Source organism: Bacillus sp. FSL K6-6540 (assembly GCF_038007545.1).
This window is the reverse complement of the sequence record NZ_JBBOXH010000001.1, coordinates 1019796-1039670: the sequence shown is the minus strand read 5'-3', so window position 1 is coordinate 1039670 and position 19875 is coordinate 1019796. Positions and strand designations below refer to the sequence as shown.

General features: G+C 53.3%; 16 protein-coding genes. 6 read left to right on the top strand and 10 right to left on the bottom strand.

The features are described 5' to 3' along the window. Positions 1 to 18: 18 nt before the first annotated feature. Positions 19 to 489 (bottom strand): DUF1641 domain-containing protein, encoded by a 471-nt coding sequence (locus tag MHH82_RS04545; protein WP_009591098.1) that lies wholly within the window; start codon positions 487 to 489, stop codon positions 19 to 21. A 269-nt stretch (positions 490 to 758) separates the two neighbouring features. Next, positions 759 to 2072, bottom strand: a complete 1314-nt coding sequence (locus MHH82_RS04540) for a polysaccharide deacetylase (protein WP_340963710.1) — start codon at positions 2070 to 2072, stop codon at positions 759 to 761. 167 nt (positions 2073 to 2239) lie between these two features. Here MHH82_RS04540 and MHH82_RS04535 point away from each other — a divergent pair, with 167 nt between their 5' ends. Beyond that, positions 2240 to 3088, top strand: a complete 849-nt coding sequence (locus tag MHH82_RS04535) for a pirin family protein (RefSeq protein ID WP_012819046.1) — start codon at positions 2240 to 2242, stop codon at positions 3086 to 3088. 139 nt (positions 3089 to 3227) lie between these two features. Here MHH82_RS04535 and bcp read toward each other — a convergent pair whose 3' ends face one another. Further along, positions 3228 to 3710: a thioredoxin-dependent thiol peroxidase gene (bcp, locus tag MHH82_RS04530; RefSeq protein WP_012819045.1), complete on the bottom strand. Its 483-nt coding sequence runs from the start codon at positions 3708 to 3710 to the stop codon at positions 3228 to 3230. Positions 3711 to 3840: 130 nt separating this feature from the next. Here bcp and MHH82_RS04525 point away from each other — a divergent pair, with 130 nt between their 5' ends. The 5 genes from MHH82_RS04525 (at position 3841) to MHH82_RS04505 (ending at position 9190) form a co-directional block, all read left to right on the top strand. After that, positions 3841 to 4914, top strand: coding sequence for an LCP family protein (locus MHH82_RS04525; RefSeq protein WP_340963704.1), 1074 nt, complete (start codon positions 3841 to 3843; stop codon positions 4912 to 4914). Positions 4915 to 4994: 80 nt separating this feature from the next. Next, a complete protein-coding gene (locus MHH82_RS04520) occupies positions 4995 to 6311 on the top strand; it encodes a glutamate-1-semialdehyde 2,1-aminomutase (RefSeq protein ID WP_340963702.1) in 1317 nt (438 codons plus the stop codon). Between the two features lie 173 nt (positions 6312 to 6484). Then, positions 6485 to 7357 (top strand): aminoglycoside 6-adenylyltransferase, encoded by an 873-nt coding sequence (locus MHH82_RS04515; protein WP_145040889.1) that lies wholly within the window; start codon positions 6485 to 6487, stop codon positions 7355 to 7357. A gap of 296 nt (positions 7358 to 7653) precedes the next feature. Next, positions 7654 to 8253, top strand: coding sequence for an RNA polymerase sigma factor (locus MHH82_RS04510; protein ID WP_036664387.1), 600 nt, complete (start codon positions 7654 to 7656; stop codon positions 8251 to 8253). After that, entirely contained in the window at positions 8204 to 9190 is a 987-nt protein-coding gene (locus tag MHH82_RS04505; RefSeq protein WP_340963698.1) for a DUF4367 domain-containing protein, read from the top strand. Before MHH82_RS04510 ends, MHH82_RS04505 begins: the two co-directional genes overlap by 50 nt. A gap of 258 nt (positions 9191 to 9448) precedes the next feature. Here MHH82_RS04505 and MHH82_RS04500 read toward each other — a convergent pair whose 3' ends face one another. The 7 genes from MHH82_RS04500 to MHH82_RS04470 form a co-directional block, all read right to left on the bottom strand. After that, entirely contained in the window at positions 9449 to 10894 is a 1446-nt protein-coding gene (locus MHH82_RS04500; RefSeq protein WP_340963695.1) for an ABC transporter substrate-binding protein, read from the bottom strand. 131 nt (positions 10895 to 11025) lie between these two features. Continuing rightward, on the bottom strand, positions 11026 to 11892 hold the full coding sequence (locus MHH82_RS04495; protein WP_090912776.1) for a carbohydrate ABC transporter permease: 867 nt from the start codon (positions 11890 to 11892) through the stop codon (positions 11026 to 11028). Position 11893: 1 nt separating this feature from the next. After that, entirely contained in the window at positions 11894 to 12829 is a 936-nt protein-coding gene (locus tag MHH82_RS04490; RefSeq protein ID WP_340963691.1) for a carbohydrate ABC transporter permease, read from the bottom strand. A 97-nt stretch (positions 12830 to 12926) separates the two neighbouring features. Further along, complete coding sequence (locus tag MHH82_RS04485) at positions 12927 to 14246, bottom strand: response regulator (protein WP_340963690.1); 1320 nt, start codon at positions 14244 to 14246, stop codon at positions 12927 to 12929. After that, positions 14246 to 16078 (bottom strand): sensor histidine kinase, encoded by a 1833-nt coding sequence (locus MHH82_RS04480; RefSeq protein ID WP_340963688.1) that lies wholly within the window; start codon positions 16076 to 16078, stop codon positions 14246 to 14248. The genes MHH82_RS04485 and MHH82_RS04480 overlap by 1 nt, the downstream gene beginning before the upstream one ends. Positions 16079 to 16382: 304 nt before the next feature. Next, entirely contained in the window at positions 16383 to 18248 is a 1866-nt protein-coding gene (locus MHH82_RS04475; RefSeq protein WP_012819036.1) for an SLC13 family permease, read from the bottom strand. Between the two features lie 364 nt (positions 18249 to 18612). Beyond that, positions 18613 to 19875, bottom strand: a complete 1263-nt coding sequence (locus MHH82_RS04470; protein WP_340963684.1) for a stalk domain-containing protein — start codon at positions 19873 to 19875, stop codon at positions 18613 to 18615.

Genomic DNA, 19875 nt, shown 5'->3' with positions numbered 1-19875 from the left:
CTTCGTATGATTTATGGATTAACGCTTGTTTTGTTGGTCGCGCTCGTTAAGAACGTCCAAAAAAGCCTGAGCATAGCGAAGACCCTTTTGAACCTGAGGATCTTTCAGCATTTTCATCAGACCAAATACGCCGATCTGAGCTTGGTCGCCTTGAGCGTGTACGCGGTCTCCGGCTTCGATGGCTGCAGATGCAACGCTTTTTGCTGTTGTCGTGATCGGCTTCGCGAATCCGCTCAGGGAAGCCATGGTGTCTTCCGCTAGCACGGGATCCGTAGCTACGGATTTACCGAAGTCATACGCCTTAGTCATGACGGTCAGCATTTCCGTAAGTTTTGGAAGATTGTCCACGAGAGTTGTGAGGGATTCCTGAACCTCGGGCTTGAGCAGTTGTTCGAGCAGCACATCAGGACGGCTGGACGCCGCAGCTTCTTGGTTTCCTACAACATTTTCCGGAGTTTCGGACGGCTGTGGAGAAGATGTTTCTGTCATAATGAATTGCCTCCTTTTCTTTAAGTGAATTCCCAAGATGAACTTGGCGACGATCGTACCGGCTAGCTTTAATTTTGGGATAACCGGTATCTATTATGCATCACTTACAAAAGTGCGAACTTATGGGTGACTCACTATCGCCAAAAATAAAGCAGGGGGAAACTTCCCCCTCCTTTATCTGAAACAATCTTAGGGATTGTGATAAATATCTCTAAGTACTAGTCTATAACTTGTGAAGCATAATTACAAACATAAAATACAATTTTCGACTACAAAGTTAGAACGCGATACTCGCCTTCTTCATATGTCACTCTTGTAACAGGTCGGCCGGAAAAGTCAAGCGCTTCCCGAAGCGGAATCCAAGCGGTACCGCCGATTAAATGAACATCGGAGGACACCGGCTTGCCGCCGGTTTGCATGGGGAACAGCAAGCCTCCCACCGGGTCGGCTTCCCAGCGATTCCCTGCCAGCGTCACCTGCACGGTCTTGTTGTGAGACTTCCAGGATACGCTTCCGCCAAGCCGCTCCACCAAAGCGCGCAGCGGAACCATCAACCGGCCGTCGACCAGCTTGTATTCGCCTGCCGCAAACGCGGTTTCAAGCCCTCCGAATTCCACGGCCAGCGTTCGCCCGGTCCCGAATAGCGCGGCGTTGACGGCGACGTGCTCGCGAATCCACTGCTGTGAAGGCTGTGAAGCCTTGCGGGCGGTCTGCTGAGCACGAAATTGAACGGGCTCGGTTTCCGGAGACAGCACGTCAAAGGCATAGCCTTGCTTTTTATAATAAGAAATAATGTCAGGCAGAGCCTTAACGCTTTCGGCATGGCCTTTACCGTCATGGAGAAGCACGATCGCCTCCTTGCCGTTCACTTTCGTGGTCGCCCCCTTTACGATGTCCTTAGCCGGGACGCCCCTATACCTGGAATCGCCGCTGTCGACATTCCAATCGAATACATGATATCCCCCCTGCTTCATGTATTGAAAATAAGCTTCGTCGAAATGTCCGGCCGTCCCCCCGGGAGCTCTGACCAGCTGCGGCCGTTCCCCTGTAATCAAACGGATGATTTCCTCGGTTTTCTTAATCTGTCCCCAGAAATCCTGAAAATGCCCGTAGAGCTCGTCATAACGATGATCATATGTATGATTCCCGATCACATGGCCTTCCTCATAGATGCGGTTGATAATTTCGGGACGGGTCTCCGCCTCCTTGCCCAGTACAAAAAACGTGCCTTTGATTCCTTCCCGCTTCAAAATATCCAGCACGTCGAGCGTTAAATCCGATGGTCCGTCATCAAATGTCAGGTATACCGTTTTGTCGCTAGGCTTCTTCTTATATTGAACAGGTGCGGCGTTCACAGCCGATGGTTTCTTGAATGCAGTGGTGACGACCGGCTTGCTTGCCTCCCGGGTCTTTGCTTGAACATTCTGCTCTGGCACTGCTGTCAGGGGTGCCGCTGCTAAAGGGGCCTGCTCCGCATAGTCTGCCATCGGCGCCTGAACCTCAAGTCCCATGCCGATCATGATCAGCACTGCCACAACGCCGAAGAATACCGCTATCGATGTAACCCGCACCATATTTTTCATTATCAACTCTACCTCCATCGTTTCTATGAGTTCGGCTTCCTGATAGATTATATGGAGGGCGATTCAAAAAAAGACTAGAATCTGATATTTTCTTACGTCCCTTGATTCCTATTCACATTACTAGTAAACTGAATTCAAATCCAGAACTCGGAAGGGATGATAGACATATGAATCACCAAGCGGTCATTCAGCGTGATATTACGGAAGTCCGGGATGTCGTTCTTCGGCGGCACAGCTCCATCCATGCCTCAGGACCCGTCATCGAATTTGGAAACTGGAGCAAAGCCGATCCGTTTCTCGGGATGATGGAGGACAAGTTCCAGGCCGGTTCATTCGACGACCATCCCCATCGGGGAATCGAAACCGTTACTTTTGTCATCGATGGAACCGTTGAACACTATGACAGCCTCTCCAAGGGCGGCGTGCTAGGGCCTGGAGACGTGCAGTGGATGACGGCGGGAAGCGGCGTCATCCACAACGAAGTACCGTCAGAAGGCATAACGGCCCACGTCCTGCAGCTCTGGATCAATCTGCCCCGCGAGCAGAAGATGACGACTCCCCGCTACCAGAACCTGAAAGGCGCGGATATGCCGATCCGACAAGAGGATGGCGCGGTTGTGCGAGTCTTCTCCGGTTCTTCCGGCGATGTCGTATCCGCCACCAAAAATCATGTTCCGGTCACGATGGTCGAGGTGCTGCTGGAGCCCGGCGCTTCCATCGCGCAGGACCTGCCCGGCAGTTATAACGGCTTCATCTACATCCTTGAGGGCAGCGGAACCTTCGGAGGCAATGGCGTAAACGCGGCTAAAAGCCAGGTGTTGTGGCTGGGCGCTGGAATCGACGGAAAACCTAGCGAAATACGGGCAGCGGCTGCGGAGCCTCTTCGCTTTGTTCTGTACGCAGGCGAGCCGCTGCGGGAGCCCGTGGCAGCCCGCGGTCCCTTCGTCATGAACACGGAGGAAGAAGTGAACGAAGCCTTCCGCGAATATCGGACGGGTACGTTCTTGAAGTTCTGATTCATTCAGGTTGGCCAAATCCTCTGATTTAGGTGATAAGCTCCTCATTGGAGGTTCCCTGCTTGCAAGATATATTCAAAAAAAACGGTCCCTTACCATGCCTGTTCAGGCATGCCGAGGGACCGTTCTTCATATATAGCTATGACAGCACGGCTGCGAGAACCGCTTCGACATGGCCTTTCACTTTCACCTTCCGCCACTCGCCGGCCAGCTTCCCCTTCTCATCAATCAAGAAGGTTGAGCGTACAATACCCATATATTCACGGCCGAACATCTTCTTCATCTGCCATACGCCGAACATTTCGCTTACCTTATGCTCCTCATCAGACAAGAGCAAATAGGGCAGGCTATGCTTATCGATGAATTTGGCGTGGGATTTCAGCGGATCGGGGCTGATCCCGATCACGACTGCGCCGGCTTGCTCCAACGCACCATAGTTGTCCCGGAAGCTGCAAGCCTCCTCGGTGCAGGTTGGGGTCATATTTTTCGGATAGAAGAACAGCACGACTTTGCGCCCACGAAAATCGCTTAATGCTACCTTCTCCCCGTTCGAAGCCGGAAGTGAAAAATCCGGCACCTTGCTTCCAATCTTCAACTGCTTTTGGTCTGCGATAAGGCTCAACTCCTGCTATACGGACTTTAGGCCCGTAAAATTGATTGTCTTTTCGAAAAAAATTATAATAGAATGAATGTCGAATGTTCAAATGTTCTATCGAATTTATTCATCAGCGTAATCCGAAAGGAAGAACCCAATGACCAAAAAAACAAAGAAGACGATTATATGGAGTGTCAGCATCATACTGGCCGCCGTCATTGGTTACGGCATCTATTATGCGGCCTCGTTTTATGACGGCTTGCAAAGTCTTCAGAAAACTGGCGAAGCCTCCCCTTTTCGGGAAATCGAGAAGGTGGATGCCAAAGTCCCTGCCCCGCCGGAGTGGGAAGGCAAGGAGACGGTTAACATTCTGCTGATGGGCGTCGATGCGCGCGGTTTCGAGGAAGGGGAAATTCCTCGTTCCGACAGTATGCTTGTTGCCTCGATTGATCCCGTAAAGAAGAAAATGCACTTATTCTCTATTCTGCGCGATACTTACGTAGAAATACCCGGGTATGACCGAAACCGTATCAATACGGCCATCACGCACGGCCCGAACACGGCCATGAAGGCGGTAGGCGATCTGCTGGGCATACCGATTCAATACTACGTCTATACGGACTTCCAGGGCTTCATGAAGCTGGTTGATTCCGTCGGCGGGGTTGATTTCTACGTGGAGAAGGACATGAGTTATTCAAGTAAAGCCGACAAGAACGAGTACGACATTGATTTGAAGCAAGGCATGCAGCATCTGGACGGCAATGCGGCACTGCAATACGTCCGGTTCCGCTATGATGCGATGGGCGACTTCACCCGCACCGAGCGGCAGCGCGAGCTCCTGAAGGCCGTAGCCAAGAAAATGCAGACCACCACTTCCATCATGAAGCTTCCGGACATCTTGAAGTCCGTCAGCCCTTATATTGATACGAATCTCGATGTCGAGGATATGTGGAAGCTTGCGAACGTCGCCTACAAGAGCAAAATGAGCGGCAGCGAGCAGGTACCTCCGATGAAACTACTGAAGGAAGAACATATCGGCGGCGCCGCCGTCTTAACGGTCGGCAATCCGGATACGCTGAAGCAGTATATCCAGGACATCATGAACCCGCCGACGCCAGACCTTGAGACCGAAGACGGCGAAGGCACGGAAGGTGATTCCGGGAACACCGACTCCGAGAACAGCGACTCTGAAAGCTCCGCAACACCATCTGCGACAACGGATCGCAACTAATACACTACAGCAATCAGGACAGGGCGCTACGTCAATCTAGCTTCCTGTCCTGCTTCATGAAGAAAGGAAGTTTTACTATCATGTCAACCTCAAGAAACCGTTCCGAAGCCCTGTATCAAGAAGCGCTGCAGCATATCGTAGGCGGCGTAAACAGCCCCTCCCGTTCGTTTAAAGCCGTAGGCGGCGGTGCACCCGTCTTCATGAAACGCGCAAGCGGAGCCCACTTCTGGGACGAGGACGGCAACCGTTATATCGATTACTTGGCGGCTTACGGCCCGATCATTACCGGACACGCCCATCCGCATATTACGGCGGCGATCACGGCGGCTGCCCAAAACGGCACCCTATACGGAACGCCGACGGAGCTTGAAATTACCTTGGCCAAAATGCTGAAGGAAGCCATCCCGTCCATGGACAAGATACGTTTCGTCAATTCCGGCACCGAGGCCGTCATGACCACGATTCGGGTCGCCCGCGCTTACACCAAGCGCAACAAAATCATCAAGTTCGCCGGCTGCTACCATGGCCATTCCGATCTGGTCCTCGTGGCTGCGGGCTCCGGGCCTTCCACGCTCGGCATTCCGGACAGCGCCGGCATCCCGGCCAGCATTGCCACGGAAGTCATTACCGTTCCTTTCAACGATCTGGAAGGCCTGCGCGCTGCCCTCGACGCATGGGGCGAAGATGTGGCCGCCGTGATGGTCGAGCCGATCGTCGGCAACTTCGGAATGGTCATGCCGAAGCCGGGATTCCTCGAAGGCCTGTGCCAGATGGCGCACGACAACGGGTCGCTGGTCATCTATGACGAAGTTATCAGCGCCTTCCGCTTCCATTACGGATCCACCCAAACCTATACGGGTCTGGCCAATCACGAGGCGATTCAGCCGGATCTTACGGCTCTCGGTAAAATCATCGGCGGCGGACTGCCGATCGGCGCTTACGGCGGCCGGAAACACGTGATGGAGCAGGTTGCCCCGCTCGGCCCGGCTTATCAGGCGGGAACCATGGCTGGCAATCCGGCCTCCATCGCGGCCGGAATCGCCTGCTTGGAGGTATTGCAGGGCGAAGGCGTGTATGAGGAGATGGAGCGCTTGACCATCAAATTGACGGAAGGCCTGCAAGCGTCCGCAGACCGCCATGGCGTTCCGCTCACGATCAACCGCATCCGGGGCTCCTTCTCCACGCACTTCTGCGATCATCCGGTCACGAACTATGACGAAGCGCAGGATACCGACGGCGAAGCCTTTGCGGCCTTCTTCCGCCACATGCTGGACCGCGGCGTGAACCTGGCCCCTTCCAAATACGAAGCCTGGTTCATGACCACGGCCCATACGGATGCGGACATCGAGGCAACGCTTGAGGCCGCGGAGGAATCTTTTAAGGCCATGAAGAATTAACCTAGATAAATTCAAAGAACGCGAAAGGAGATTTCCTCATGAAAAAGCTGTTGAACAAGTTATAACCTGCTCCACATCCATGCCATGCTTCTACGATCCGGATCCGTGGACCTCCTGACCTGTTCGATTCGAATCATCGGTAGTCCAAATATGAATACGGAGGCTACGAACACATGAGAAGCGAGCAAGAAATGATGGATTTGGTATTGGGCTATGCAGCCCGCGATGTGCGGGTTCGGGCCGTAACCCTGGAAGGCTCCCGAACGAACCCTAACGTCCCGAAGGATATTTTTCAAGATTACGACATCAGCTTTCATGTTACGGATATGGAAAGCTTTATCCAGGATCCAAACTGGATCGACGTCTTCGGGGAACGGTTGATTCTGCAGACGCCGGAAGATATGGCCCTGTTCCCTCCGGATCTTGGAGGCTGGTTCTCGTACCTGATGTTATTTACCGACGGGAACCGGATTGACATGACCCTGATCCCCATCGAGGAGAAGGAGAAATACTGCAAGGAAGATAAATTGATCCAGATCTTAATGGATAAAGATCAAACCTTTCCCAAGGTTCCTGCTCCGTCCGACGAGGATTTCTGGGTACAGCGTCCGTCGGCGGCCTTTTTCGAGGATTGCTGCAACGAGTTCTGGTGGGTATCCACGTATGTCGCCAAAGGCTTGTGGCGTGAAGAAATCCTGTATGCCCAGGACCATCTTCACAACATCATGCGGCCGATGCTGATGAAAATGCTGGAGTGGCAGGTGGGCACCCAGACCGATTTCTCTCTAAGCGTAGGCAAGAACGGCAAGTACTTGAAAAACCACCTGTCTGCGGACAGCTGGAACGAGCTGATGTCCACCTACCCTCGCGGAACCTACGAAGAGGTGTGGGAGGCGCTGTTTACGATGGGAGCACTGTTTCGCAGAACCGCGCTGGATGTCGCCAAGCAGCTGGACTTTGAGTACGATATGGGGCAGGATCAGCGCGTAACGGGCTTCCTGCAGCATGTCCGGCAGCTGCCGGCGGATGCGAGCGAAATCTACTAAGATTGCCGGAAGTTGCGGTTCCCGTTGGTTCCCAATATAATCAGGCAGTCGGGCTCAACGAGGACGGACCACTGGTTTTCAAATTAAGTCCCGATTGCTGAGGAAATCAGTCAGCAGAGAGACGCCACTTCGGCGTCTCTTTTTTTATTTTGCAGCAGAATCCCATCCTGGCAGCCGTACCCTTACTCCAACCCGATTTTGCCGAATACACTCTCCTGCCAATAAGATTTCTTGAATCCGTTGTCACATTTATCCTTTGCCCAAACGTAATACAAATTGTAAAGGGGTGAAGCCACTTGGATGAACCAGCATTCCATCAGATCGTTGCTGATGTTTTGAAGGGAGAGATCGACAAATATGAACTGATCATGAACCGATTCCATAAAGCCATCTTCAACTATTGCTATCACATGCTCGGCGACTATGCCGAAGCAGAAGATTGCACCCAGGAAGCTTTTTTGAAAGCTTACCGCAATCTATCTACATTCGAAACGGACAAGCCCTTCGAAGCCTGGCTGTACCGCATAGCCTGTAACCAGTGCATCGACTTGCTCCGCAAGCGAAAGCTGTCCCGATACCTCCCCTTTCTATATCAGAAGGATCAGGATAACAGGCATGTCGATCAGGTCATCGAGCACAAATACTACAATCCGTCTGTACTCCAGGCTCTGGCCAAGCTGACCGCCGAGGAACGCAGCCTGCTCATCCTGCGCTCTGTCGAGGACAAGAGCTATCATGAAATCAGCCTTATTTTGCAACAAAGCACGACCTATCTTAGGAAAAAATTTGAGCGGGCCGCAGCCAAGTTCCGCAAACATTACGCCATCGCCGAGGGGGAAGAAACGAATGAGCATGGACAACGGCCAGGACCTGAAACCACTCTTTCAAAGGGTTGAGCCGCCCGGGACGGCCCTCCAGGAACGTGTCATGAACCAGATTCGGGAAAAACAACTTAAAAAGGAGCGATTTTTCGTGAAATACAAAGTAAGCATTCTCATGATGGTCGGTATGCTGCTTACCGCGTCGACCGGATTTGCCGCAGTACAGTACCAGTCCTTAACCAACAGCAAGGGAGAAGTTCTTTATGAGGAGAAATCGAACGCTCAGGCGCCTTCGCCGAAAAGCTATTCGAAAAAGGAACTGAACCGCATACATCTCATGAACACCATCTGGGACGAACAGATCGAGCCGGGCGAAGCCGCCATCATTTATGTCGTACCGGACAATCCCGAGCATGTCATCGACATCAAATCCACTCCGCATGCCGTCAAGGATTTCGCCAAGCTTCAAAACATGGTGAATGTGCCTGGCTTACCGCTAGCCAAGAAGCTGTCCGGTTCGGGCACGTATACGTTCACAAACGCCAACGTGCACATGGAACGTGAGACTGACGTGAACCCGCTGACCGAGCAGGAGAAAGCCAACATCGCCAAAAAGCTGCTTGAGAAAGCCAAGGCTTCCGGGAAGGAATATGCACTGATGCCGGTGAAGTTCACCGATCAATTCTGGCTTTCGACGGTATATTATGCCAACCACAACAAAAAAGTCTCCCTTACCATTCTGAATAACGGGGACCACGGAAGCGTGACCTCCTACTGGGATGAGAGCATGGGCATGACCAGCCGGAAAATCAAGATCAATGGGCAGGACGTACTGCAAAAAACGTGGAACGGCGGAAACTCGGCGCAGTTGGCGCAGCTGGACTGGGTCTATGAAGAACCAACCACCGGACATCATTACATGTTATCGCTCAACACTACCACGGGTGACATCGCGGTCGAAGAGCTGATTCGCATCGCAAAGACGATCATTCCGAAGGCGGATTCCAGGTAAGGTCGTCATAATAGCAATCATTAGACAATATGGCTCTTTTCTCGTTGGAACGCTGAAAATGAAAGATAATACAAAAAAAGTTGCCTGTGGCGGTCTGGGAATCGGAACACCAATCAGGCGTCCTTGCTTGAAGGGCTGACCTTTCGCCCAGCTTTAGCAACTATTGCCGGGGATATGAGAAAGCAAAGAGAGACGCCGCACCGACGTCTCTCTTTTGTACTGCCATGTTCCCCAATCCCATCCTGGGTAGCCCCATTCCTACTTCTGCTCGATCTTATCAAAGAAATTCTCCTGAACCAGTTTGGCCGTTTCGTCCAGCTGCTTCTTGGAATCCGTGCCTTCCTTCGAGAACGATTCCTGCACCACGTTGGACATTGCCGCATAGTAATCCTGCGTGCCGAATTGCGCTTCAGGCTTTCCTTCCAACAGGCTGAAGAGCTGCGGATCATATTCGTAGACGTTGTCGTACTTATCGTAGATCGCCTTCACCTTCGCCGCATACTCCGAATCGTCGCTGAAATATTCCAACGGCGTCGGCACAAAATATTTGCCCTCGGCTTTGCGGGCATTGATCGTATCTTCCACCGATTTCAGCGCATCATCCGTAAAATAATCAAACGTGATATAGCGGAATGCCATTTCCTGTTCTTCCTTCGTGGCATTCGGATTGATGACCAGATAGTTGCCGCCCAAAATGCCGTGGTGCGCTCCGCCTTTCTCCATCGCAGGCATCGGATACGCAAGCACGTCCTCAGGCTTCATGCCGCCCTCGTTCAATGCCGGCTGGATCACGTCAAATGCGCCTGCAATGACCATCGCCGTCCGTCCTTGCTGGAACGAGCTGACAGCATCGCCCCAGCCTAGGGCCCAGTCCTGCGGAATGGCGTTTGCTTCCCATCTCAGCTTCTTGTAGAAATCCAACGCCTTCACGCCGGCTTCCGAGTTAAACACCGCTTTCACTTTGCCGTCCTCGTTCACTTCGATATCCCCGCCGGCTTCGAACAAGAAGTTGGTCCAGTTCCAGCCTGCCTCATTGCCCTTGCCCATCGGCGCGATTCCGGAGATGCCGGCCTTCGGGTCCGCAGCGCCTTTCGCCGTGTTATACATGTCGTCCCATGTCCAATCCATCGGCGGTACGGGCACGCCCTTCGCGTCCAGCAGCTTCTTGTTCACGATCGTAGACGTGATATAACCGTTCTGCGTGACGCCGTACACCTTGCCGTCCACGATGAATTGATCCTGCAGCACGGGATTCATGTCGTCCTTGTACTCCCAGTCGTTCCAGAACTCCGTAATGTCGGCCACCCAGCCCCGCTCCACGAGCAGCTGTGCCTCCGTGGCCCAAGTGTTATAAAATGTCGGCGCTTCGTTCGAAGCCATCTTCACCCCAATTTCGTTGACGCTGTACTGCCAGTCGTCCTTCACGATGGTCACGTTCGGATATTTCGCCTGGAAGCGGGCGATTTTATCGTCCTCCTGCTGACGCAGCGTTGTATCATCCGGCAGCGGATAGTGAATCTTGATCGTGATCTTTTGATCCGCGATATCCTCCTTCGGCTCCTCCGTTTGCGTCGTGGCCGTCCCGCCCGAATTGGCGGTCCCTCCCTCTTTATTCGTGACCTCCGGCGCCGCTTTGCCGCCGCATGCGGCGAGCAAGGAGCTGAACAGCATAAGGCAGAACAGTAATGCTGGGAACTTGCGCATGGATACTCCCCTTTTCCTTATTGAAATAATGATGTCCTTTCCTCTCTCCATCATAAAAGCCAAATCCGGAAAGGACGATGTGCATTCATATGACGATCGTGTGCAGGGCTACGATGTGTACCGCTGCTGCACTACCCTTTGACGGCCGAAAGGCTGACGCTGCGCATGATGAATTTCTGGAACGCCAGAAATACGAAGATCGGCGGCACCATCACCATGAACAGGATCGAAAATTTAACGCTGCTGTCCAGGCTCCTTGCGTTGATGACATACTTGTAAATGGCCGTAGCCAGCGTATATTTGTCCTGGGTCTGCATGACGAGCGACGGCCAGAACCAGTCGTTCCATGCCGTGGAGAATGTAAAAATCGCCAGCGTCGCGAAGATCGGAACGGATAGCGGTATGGCGATCCGCAGGAAGCTGCTCATCTCCGAAGCGCCGTCGATGCGCGCCGCCTCGAAGATCTCCGGGTGAATGCCGTCGAAGAAGTTTTTGATCAGCAGGAAGAAGTATGCGTTCGCTCCGGCCGGCAGCCAGAAGGCCCAGTAGGAATTCAGCAGGCCGAGCTCCTTCAAATTGACAAAATTCGGAATCATGTAACTCGACGCCGGAATGAACAAGGTCATGAGAATGAAGAAATAGATGGCCCGATGATACGGAACCCGGATGCGGGAAATGCTGAATGCCGCCATGCCCAGCACCAGAATCGTGACCAGCAGATTACCGCCGAAAATCAGCAGCGTATTCTTCAGAAACATCGGCAGATCGATGTATGCCCACCCCTTCGGGAAGTTCTCCCAATGCCATTCCGACGGAAAAAAGCGCGGCGGAAACGTGTTGATTTCCTGATTGCTTTTCAATCCGTTGAACATCGTCATGCCGATCGGGTACAGCATCGTGAAGGTCATCACGGCAATGCACAGCACCATAAATCCGTAAACCGCCTTATTCCACGGTTTTCTCAAATCCGAAGCGGACAAAATGCCTCTCTCTTTCATCCTAGTACTCCTCCCTGTTCATCTTGAATTGCAGGATGCCCAGCAAACTCAGCACAAGGAACATCAAGATGCCCATCGCGGTTCCGGCCCCGTAATCCAGCTGGTTAAACGCATATTTTACGGTCAGGAGCGCATAGGTGAGCGTGGCCTTGTTCGGTCCGCCGTCCAGCATCGCCAGCTGCGATTGATACGCCTGTGACGTGCCGATCAGCTGCAGAATCAGCATGAGCACAATCAGATTGCGCATCGAGGGAAGCGTGATGTATTTAATCCGGGCCCACACGCCGGCACCGTCGATTTCGGCGGCTTCATACCAATCCTTCGGGATGCTCAGCACCCCGGCCAGATAGATCAGCATCGCCGAGCCGAATTGCTGCCATGTCTCCATGACAACCAGCGATACCATCGAGAAGCGGCTATCCGATATGAACGACACCGGATCTGCCCCGAAGAAGCCGAACAACGCATTGATCGGACCCACCGGATCGTACATCCATCGCCACATGCCGTAGAGCACGACCCCGGGCACGACAAACGGGAGATACGCGGCAATCCGGGCGAACCCTTGAAACAGCTTCAGCTCCGAGATGGCAATGGATGCGGCGATGGGCACCCAAAAGCCGATGACAAGCGTTAACAGCATGAAATACAAGGTATTCCTGACCGATAGCAGCAGGTCGGGATTGCTAAGAACGTCGGCATAATTATCCAAACCGACGAAGGTATTGCCTTTTACGAAATCGATATGAAAAAAGCTGTAAAAGATCCCTTTGAAAATCGGCACCCATAAAAAGACGATAAAGATCGCTATGGCCGGGACAAGGAACAAATACCCCCATAGATACTTCCTCCACAGCGGCTTGCGCTTATGCTCCTTCCGGGCGCGGCGGCCGGGCTCGATCAGAGCCTGGCCTTGTGACATGATCGTTTCTTCCATCCGACTCCCTCATTCCTTTATTCAATGTCTAGCTTTTATTGTAAAAAAGCCGGGGAGCCTTCGAACATGTCTAAAACTATGTGAAGTATGACGGATCTTACTTCTTTAGCTCGCTTGGGCTGACGCCGTAGTATTTTTTGAAGATTTTGCTGAAATGCTCCGGGGATTCATAACCCACCCGCTCGGCTATCTCGTACCGGCGGAGATCCGTGTTCAGGATCAATGCCCTGCTCTCCTCCATTCGCAGCTTCACCACATACTCCCACAGGCTGCTGCCGGTATATTTTTTGAACAGGTAACTCAAATAGTTGGGGCTCACGTGATTGTTCTTCGCTACATCGTGAATGGTCAATCCCTTCTGGCGGTAATGCTCATCGATATATTGCCTCGTATTCTCCACGATCCGGTTGCTCTGGCTCGAAAGCACCTCCTGCGACGTCTCCTGGGCATAATTGTGCCAATTGAAATCCCCGTAATAAAAGACATGGAAATCATGCAGCTGCTCGCTCCACAGCATCGCTTTGTCCGCCTGGCGGCTGAGCACGCTCAAGAATTCCCGTCCCCTCAATATTTGGCTGATGCCCACGGTACAGCTCCGTTTCAGATGCAGCTCCACATGGTGGTGCAGACTCCGGCCGATCATCTCCAGATGGTGGATTTTACCGCTGGCGTTCTCCTCCATTTCCTGTTCGCTCCATTGAAGGATGATGTTGACGTCCCGCTCCGGCGAATAGAACACCAAGGTGTGCGGCTCCTGTTCCAGCAGCTCCTTGGCGATATTCAGCGCGGCATATTGAATCAGGTGTATATCATGACTGGAAAAAGAAGCGCTGCGCTCTTCCGCCAGGCCCAGTTTCATTTTGATAACGGCAAAATAGGGGCCGACCAGGCCCAGCTCCGACTCGTCGAGACCGGCAGTGGCCGATGGATCCGGCTCCATGGAGAGATGCTCGTTCAGCCGCTCTATTCTTTCGGACGGCGGCTCCTCCATCCGGAAATGCTCATTATCGGCCATGAGAAGCGGCTCAACCTGGGGCGCCGGCCGGTCCATCTTAAGCAGCACGCTGCGGACCGAATCCAGAAACTGCTCGCTGTTCAGCGGTTTGATCAAATAATCCTTGGCTCCGAGCTGAAGCGCCCGCTGCGCATATTGAAATGTTTCATGGGCTGAAATAATGATCGTCTGTACCCAAGGCTTCACGATCTTCGCCTGCTGCATCAGCTCAATGCCGTTCATCTCGCCCATCTGGATATCGGTGACCAGCAGGTCGATATCTCCCATCCGTATGTAGTCCAGCGCTTCCTGCCCGCTGTAGGCCGTGGTTATGCCATCGATGGCAAGGCCCGAGGACGTTAACAGCCCTGCCAAGCCCTTACATATCAAAGGTTCGTCATCTACCACCAAAATGTTGTACATCAGGAAACCTCCTGTCCGGTTGCTGTAATGGTTGCTGCTTCTGTTCTCGGTATCGTGATCGTCACGCGGGTTCCCCCTTCTTCCCCGGGTTCATACTGCAGCCCGTAGCGGCTGCCGAAATGCAGCCGGATCCGCTCCTGGATATTGCGGATGCCGTAGCCCAGCGAATGATCGGGTGCATCGTCATGGAGCAGCCGGTGAATGGATTCGTAGTTCACGGGGCGGAAGCCGTTATCTTCAATGACGATCCGGCATCGATCACCCTCCAGATGACCCGATACCCGGATCATTCCGTCCTCGCCCATATTTTTAATGCCATGAATGATCGCGTTCTCCAGCAGCGGCTGCAGCGTGATCTTCGGCACATGATTCGCCAGCAATGCCTCGGGAACGTCCCATCGGATCGTAAACTGATAATCGTAACGATTCAGCTGGAGATTCATATAAGCCCCCGCATGCTCAAGCTCTTCCCCAAGCGTGATAAGATCCCGGCCCCGGCTGAGACTGATCTTCATCAATTTGGATAAATCCTTGATCATTTCGGCGGACTCGGTATTGCCCTCCATCGTGCTCTTCCAGTAAATGCTCTCCAGGGTGTTGTACAGCAAGTGGGGATTGATCTGCTGATAGAGCAGCTGCAGCTGCGCTTCCTTCTGCTTCAAATCCATATTGTATTTGTAATGGATCAGGTCATTCAGTCGGCGGGCCATGTCGTAGATCGTGGAGATCAGGACACTGACTTCGTCTTTTCTGCGCCGATAAGGGGTTTCCGGCACGACGTTTCCCGGTTCGTACCTCCTCACGAAATGCGCCAGCTTCTGGAGCGGCGTCATCAGCGACTGCCAGAAGTAAAAGACGATAATGAGGCCCACGGCAAAATAAGCGACGGAAATGACCTGTATGACGCGCTTCATCTCGCTTTGCTGGGCAAGCAGCGTTTTAACGGGCACCTTGTAGACCAGCTTCTGCTGGAGCACGTAATTGTAATCGATGACATAGATGAAATCCGACGTAATCACATCTATGACGCCGATCGTGGAATGGCCCGGATCCGCTTCGGGCGGCAATTCCAGCTTGCCCGCCATGCCCTGTACCGACGAGGTCAGGATATTATCGTCCCAATCCGTAAAATACAGCTCCCCATCGGGAATCGAGACCGTCGATAACGACTCGCCGATCCGCGCGTCCAAATTCGTAACCAGCAGTACACCGATGGTACCGCCCCGATAGATATTGTTAACGGCCCGCACATAGCTTAAAGTCTCTTGATCCTGGCGTCCTTGCACCGGCGGCGACAGATTGGCCATGCGCTTCAGATACCCGTTCCCCTTCATCGCCACGGCTTCATCGAACCAAGCGGGCTTCTCCTTCTCGTCGGAGAAAAAATATACCCCTGCTTTTCTGCGGTCAGGGTAATACGGGGCAAAGAAGTAGCTGTTGTCCGGGTCGTACACATAAAGCGAGTAATAGACCGGTTCACGCTCATCCGTCTCCTGGGAGAAGGAAATCAGCATCTTTTCGAGCCGCTCGTAATTTTTGACGCGTTCCAGTACAGTAACCTCGGCAAAGGGATCCAGCTGCTGGATCTGCGAGTTCTGGATGACCGTGGAGGTTACTTTGTTAACGGTTTCAATGTCCCGGTTAATCAGCTTGAAATTTTGTTTGTTCAGTTCGATATAAGCATTGGTCACATGGCGCTTCAGGATTTGACCGGCCATGGAATTCCCGTAGGCGTTCAGCCCGAATAACGGAATGACCAGCACCAGGAACAGCAGAATCATCTGCTGTTTGATGTTCATGCGTCCCAGCGGATTTTTGAAGCGGTTCTTCATCGGCCCTTGCACCTCCGGCTTTCTCAAGCATAGCAACAATCCAGTGGGATCAGCGTAGTCATTTCTACGGAAATGATGCGCATTTTTACGATTAGGCAGGATGTCCTAAGTGGATGTATTAGCCCTGCGGCAGACGATTTCCTGCAAAAAAAGGGGCAGGAGCCTCTGGCGGGAGTCGATCTGTCGAGGTGTGAGGGAGTATTGACCGCCCGTCTTTCACGCTATCTACCCTCAAAATGGAATAACACCCGCATGCGCGATCCTCATCGGATTGAACATGCGGGTGTTAGGTGCCGGTTCCCTTTTAAAACGGAAAGAACAGCGGCAGTACCGCCATCATGACGAGCCCGATCGTCAGTTGAAGCGGCAGGCCGACCTTCACGTAATGACTGAATTTATAACGTCCTGCCGACATGACGAGCGCGTTTGGCGGCGTGGAGAACGGGGACGCAAAACACATGCTCGCTCCAATCGAAACGGCGAACAGAAACGGATACGGACTGGCTCCCATCTGGATCGCAGCCGATAACGCAATCGGCGCGAATAATACCGCGCAGGCGGTATTGCTGATAAACAGCGTTAGCAGCGAAGTGGTGAAATACACCCCTGCCAGCAGGGCAAGCGATCCATAGCTGCCCAGGGAATGAACCAGCATATCCGAGATCAGCGTGGCGGCTCCCGTCTTCTCGATGGCAATGGACATCGGGATCATCCCTCCAATAAGGACGATGCTCTCCCAGTTGACCGTCTTATAGGCTTCCTCCATGTTGCGCACGCAGCCGAACACCACCATCAACACCGCGGCAATCATCACGGAGGCCACCGCCGGAATCCATTCCGTCACGAGCAGAATCACCATCAGCAGCATGATCCCCGCCGCGATCGGCGCTTTGTGGTCCATCGTCAATTTGCGCGACTCCTCTGCAGGCTGCCCCACCACCACGACATCCGTCTGCTCCGCTGCCAGCAGGGCAATGTCCTTCCACGTGCCCTGCACGAGCAGCGCGTCGCCAAAGCGCATTTTCTCTTCCTTCAGATGATGCAGCAAATACTGTTCTTTACGCTGGATGCCCAGAATGTTCACCCGATACTTCTCGCGGAATCCCGAATGCTTGACGAGCCGGCCGATCAGACGCGAGGACGGCGTCAGCATCACCTCCGCAATGCCGACGTCGCTTGTGGCGTACTGCGACTCTTCGGCATGTTTACGGTGCTCGGGCACACCCTGGTCCAGCATGACAAGCCCGTATGTCTCCGCAAACTCCGAGGCCCGCTCGAATGGACCATTCACGTACAGAATATCCTCTTCCTCTATCACGGTCCCGGGACCCGCGATCTCCTGATTGATCGTCTTGAAGAATTGATTCTTGGCCGACATTTTACGGCGGATTTCAATGATGTTGATTTCGAACCGAGCCGGAATATCCAGCTCCCGCAGCGTCTTGGAGCGAATGGAGGAATCGGCTCCAACCTGAATCCGATACAGGTTCTGGGTCAGCCGATACTGCTTGGCCAGTTCCCTGAGCGAGCGTCCGCCCTGGTTCCCCGTTCTTCCTTCTTCATTGCTGGGAAGATAACGGCGAAGGAACAATATCGCGAGAATCCCGGTTGCCAGACACACCAGGCCGATCGGCAGAAAAGCAAAAAACGACAACCGTTCGTACCCTGCGTTAATCAGCGTCTCCTGAATCACAAGGTTCGGCGGCGTTCCGATCAAGGTGAGCATGCCGCCCAAGCTGCTTGCAAACGCAAGGGGCATCAGCAGCCGCCCCGGATTGATCTCCGCGCTGTATGCCAGGCTGACAACGATGGGCAGCATCACCGCTACCGTGCCCGTATTGCTGACGAATCCGCCGATGAGCGACGTCACCAGCATGATCATGATCAAGAGCCGGGTCTCGCTTCCCCCGCCAAGCTTCAGCAGCTTCCCGCTGGCCATCTTGGCCAGCCCGGTCTGGAAAATGCCGCCCCCCACAACAAACAAACCGATCATCATGATGACAACCGAATTGGAAAAGCCCGACAGGGCTTCAGCCGGACTTAAAATGTCCGTTAGCATAAGTACCATCAACACGCCGATCGCGACCAAATCCGACCGCGCTTTTCCCGACATGAACAATACGGATGCCACGGCCAAAACAGACAACGTAATGATCATCGGTCCATTCATTCCTTGATCCCCCTATAATGCCATATCTATGTTTCTTCCAAGATTCGACATTCGATAAACCTTTCCCTGCCCATTTCACGGATCCGCCACTTTCCGGTCCGGAGCGGGCGGCCAATCTGCGCCAACGTCACACCACCCGTTCAAGGGAAATGATGTAGTATTGTAACACCTGCCGGGAGCATCTCATGTTAAAAACGTCACAACCCTGTGTGCAAATCTTTAGGCGATATCCCCATCCGATCCTCTATCGCACCGTCGACCATAACGAGGGGTAAACAAAGGACTTCTCTCGTAGGCCGCCACGGAGGAATCACAAAAAAAAGCTGCATCGGCTCCTTCCAGCCGGTGCAGCTTGCCCTTGGAATTACAAATTGATGAATGCGGTACGCAATTTGGAACTGTACTGAACGTCAAAGCCTAGGCCGGATGCAATCACGGCGAGCGGCACGTAGGTTTTATCCTCTTTTCCTACCTTGTGCAGAAAAGCCGGCGTATCGATCGGTACGGCCGTTCCGTTGACTTGAACGGTTTTGGCGCCGATCTTCACCACGACCGTCTGGTCTCCGAAGGTAATCGTTGCGCTGGATGTTTTATTCTCCCATTTGGTAGTCGCCCCCACCGCGTTCACGATGTCTTGTATGGCTACGTAATTCAGGTTGTCGCGGAGGATCGGCTTGTAAGGCGTATTCAGCTCCTGCCCTTTCACGACGATGCGCATCGGCTGCCCCTCATTTTGAACAGGAGGTTTCTGATAGCTGCCCCAGATTGTCTCGGCAAATACGCTGGCCATCGTTTCGTATCCGTATTGGTTCGGATGGATGTCATCCTTCAGGATATGGGTCATCGTCAGCTCGGAGCCCACGAATTTCTTCGCGACATGCGCTACCTTGATGTCTACGCCCTGGCTTGCAAAACCGCCGGCCACCCCGTCCACCAGCTTCGTGAACTCACCGGATGCCGCAAGCAGTTTCGCGTACGCGACGTCATCGGCGATTTTGGGAACCGGATTATACTGGTCGGCCACTACGATCGCGGCATCCGGATTCAGGGAATGCAGGCCCGTAATGACGGATGACACGTTGTCCTTATAGATCTGGAACAGTTCCTGCATCTTGGCTTGCAGCTGCTCATCGTTTAACGTTTCCACGGTGCTGACAAGACTCATCATGTCATTGCCGCCGATCGTAATGGTGATCAGATCGGCTTCGGCGATCATCGGCTTGGCTTTTGCTGCATCGGCGCCGATCTGCTTGGTCCGCGGATCGATGCTGCTGAGTCCCGGCTGCAGCTCCTCCGGCGTGATCGCCCGTTCATCCAGGACGGCCTTGACGTAGTTGTTCAGCCCGTCGGTCTTCAACCCGCCGATCCCCAGATTCGTGACTTCGGTCCGGCCATGGAACAGCCCTTGCTCATACAGCCGGTCAACAAAACCGTACGGTTTGCTGTTCAGATCCATTCCCGGCTCATACCCGACGGTCAGCGAATCCCCCAGCGTTACGATACGATATGTATTCTTAGCCGCAGCCTCATCGGCATAAGCCGGCGCAACGCCCGGTCCGACTAGCGCCACCGCGAGCGTCAAGCTGCCGGTTACTGCCGCCAGCCCCTTCTTCCATTGTTTGAACAT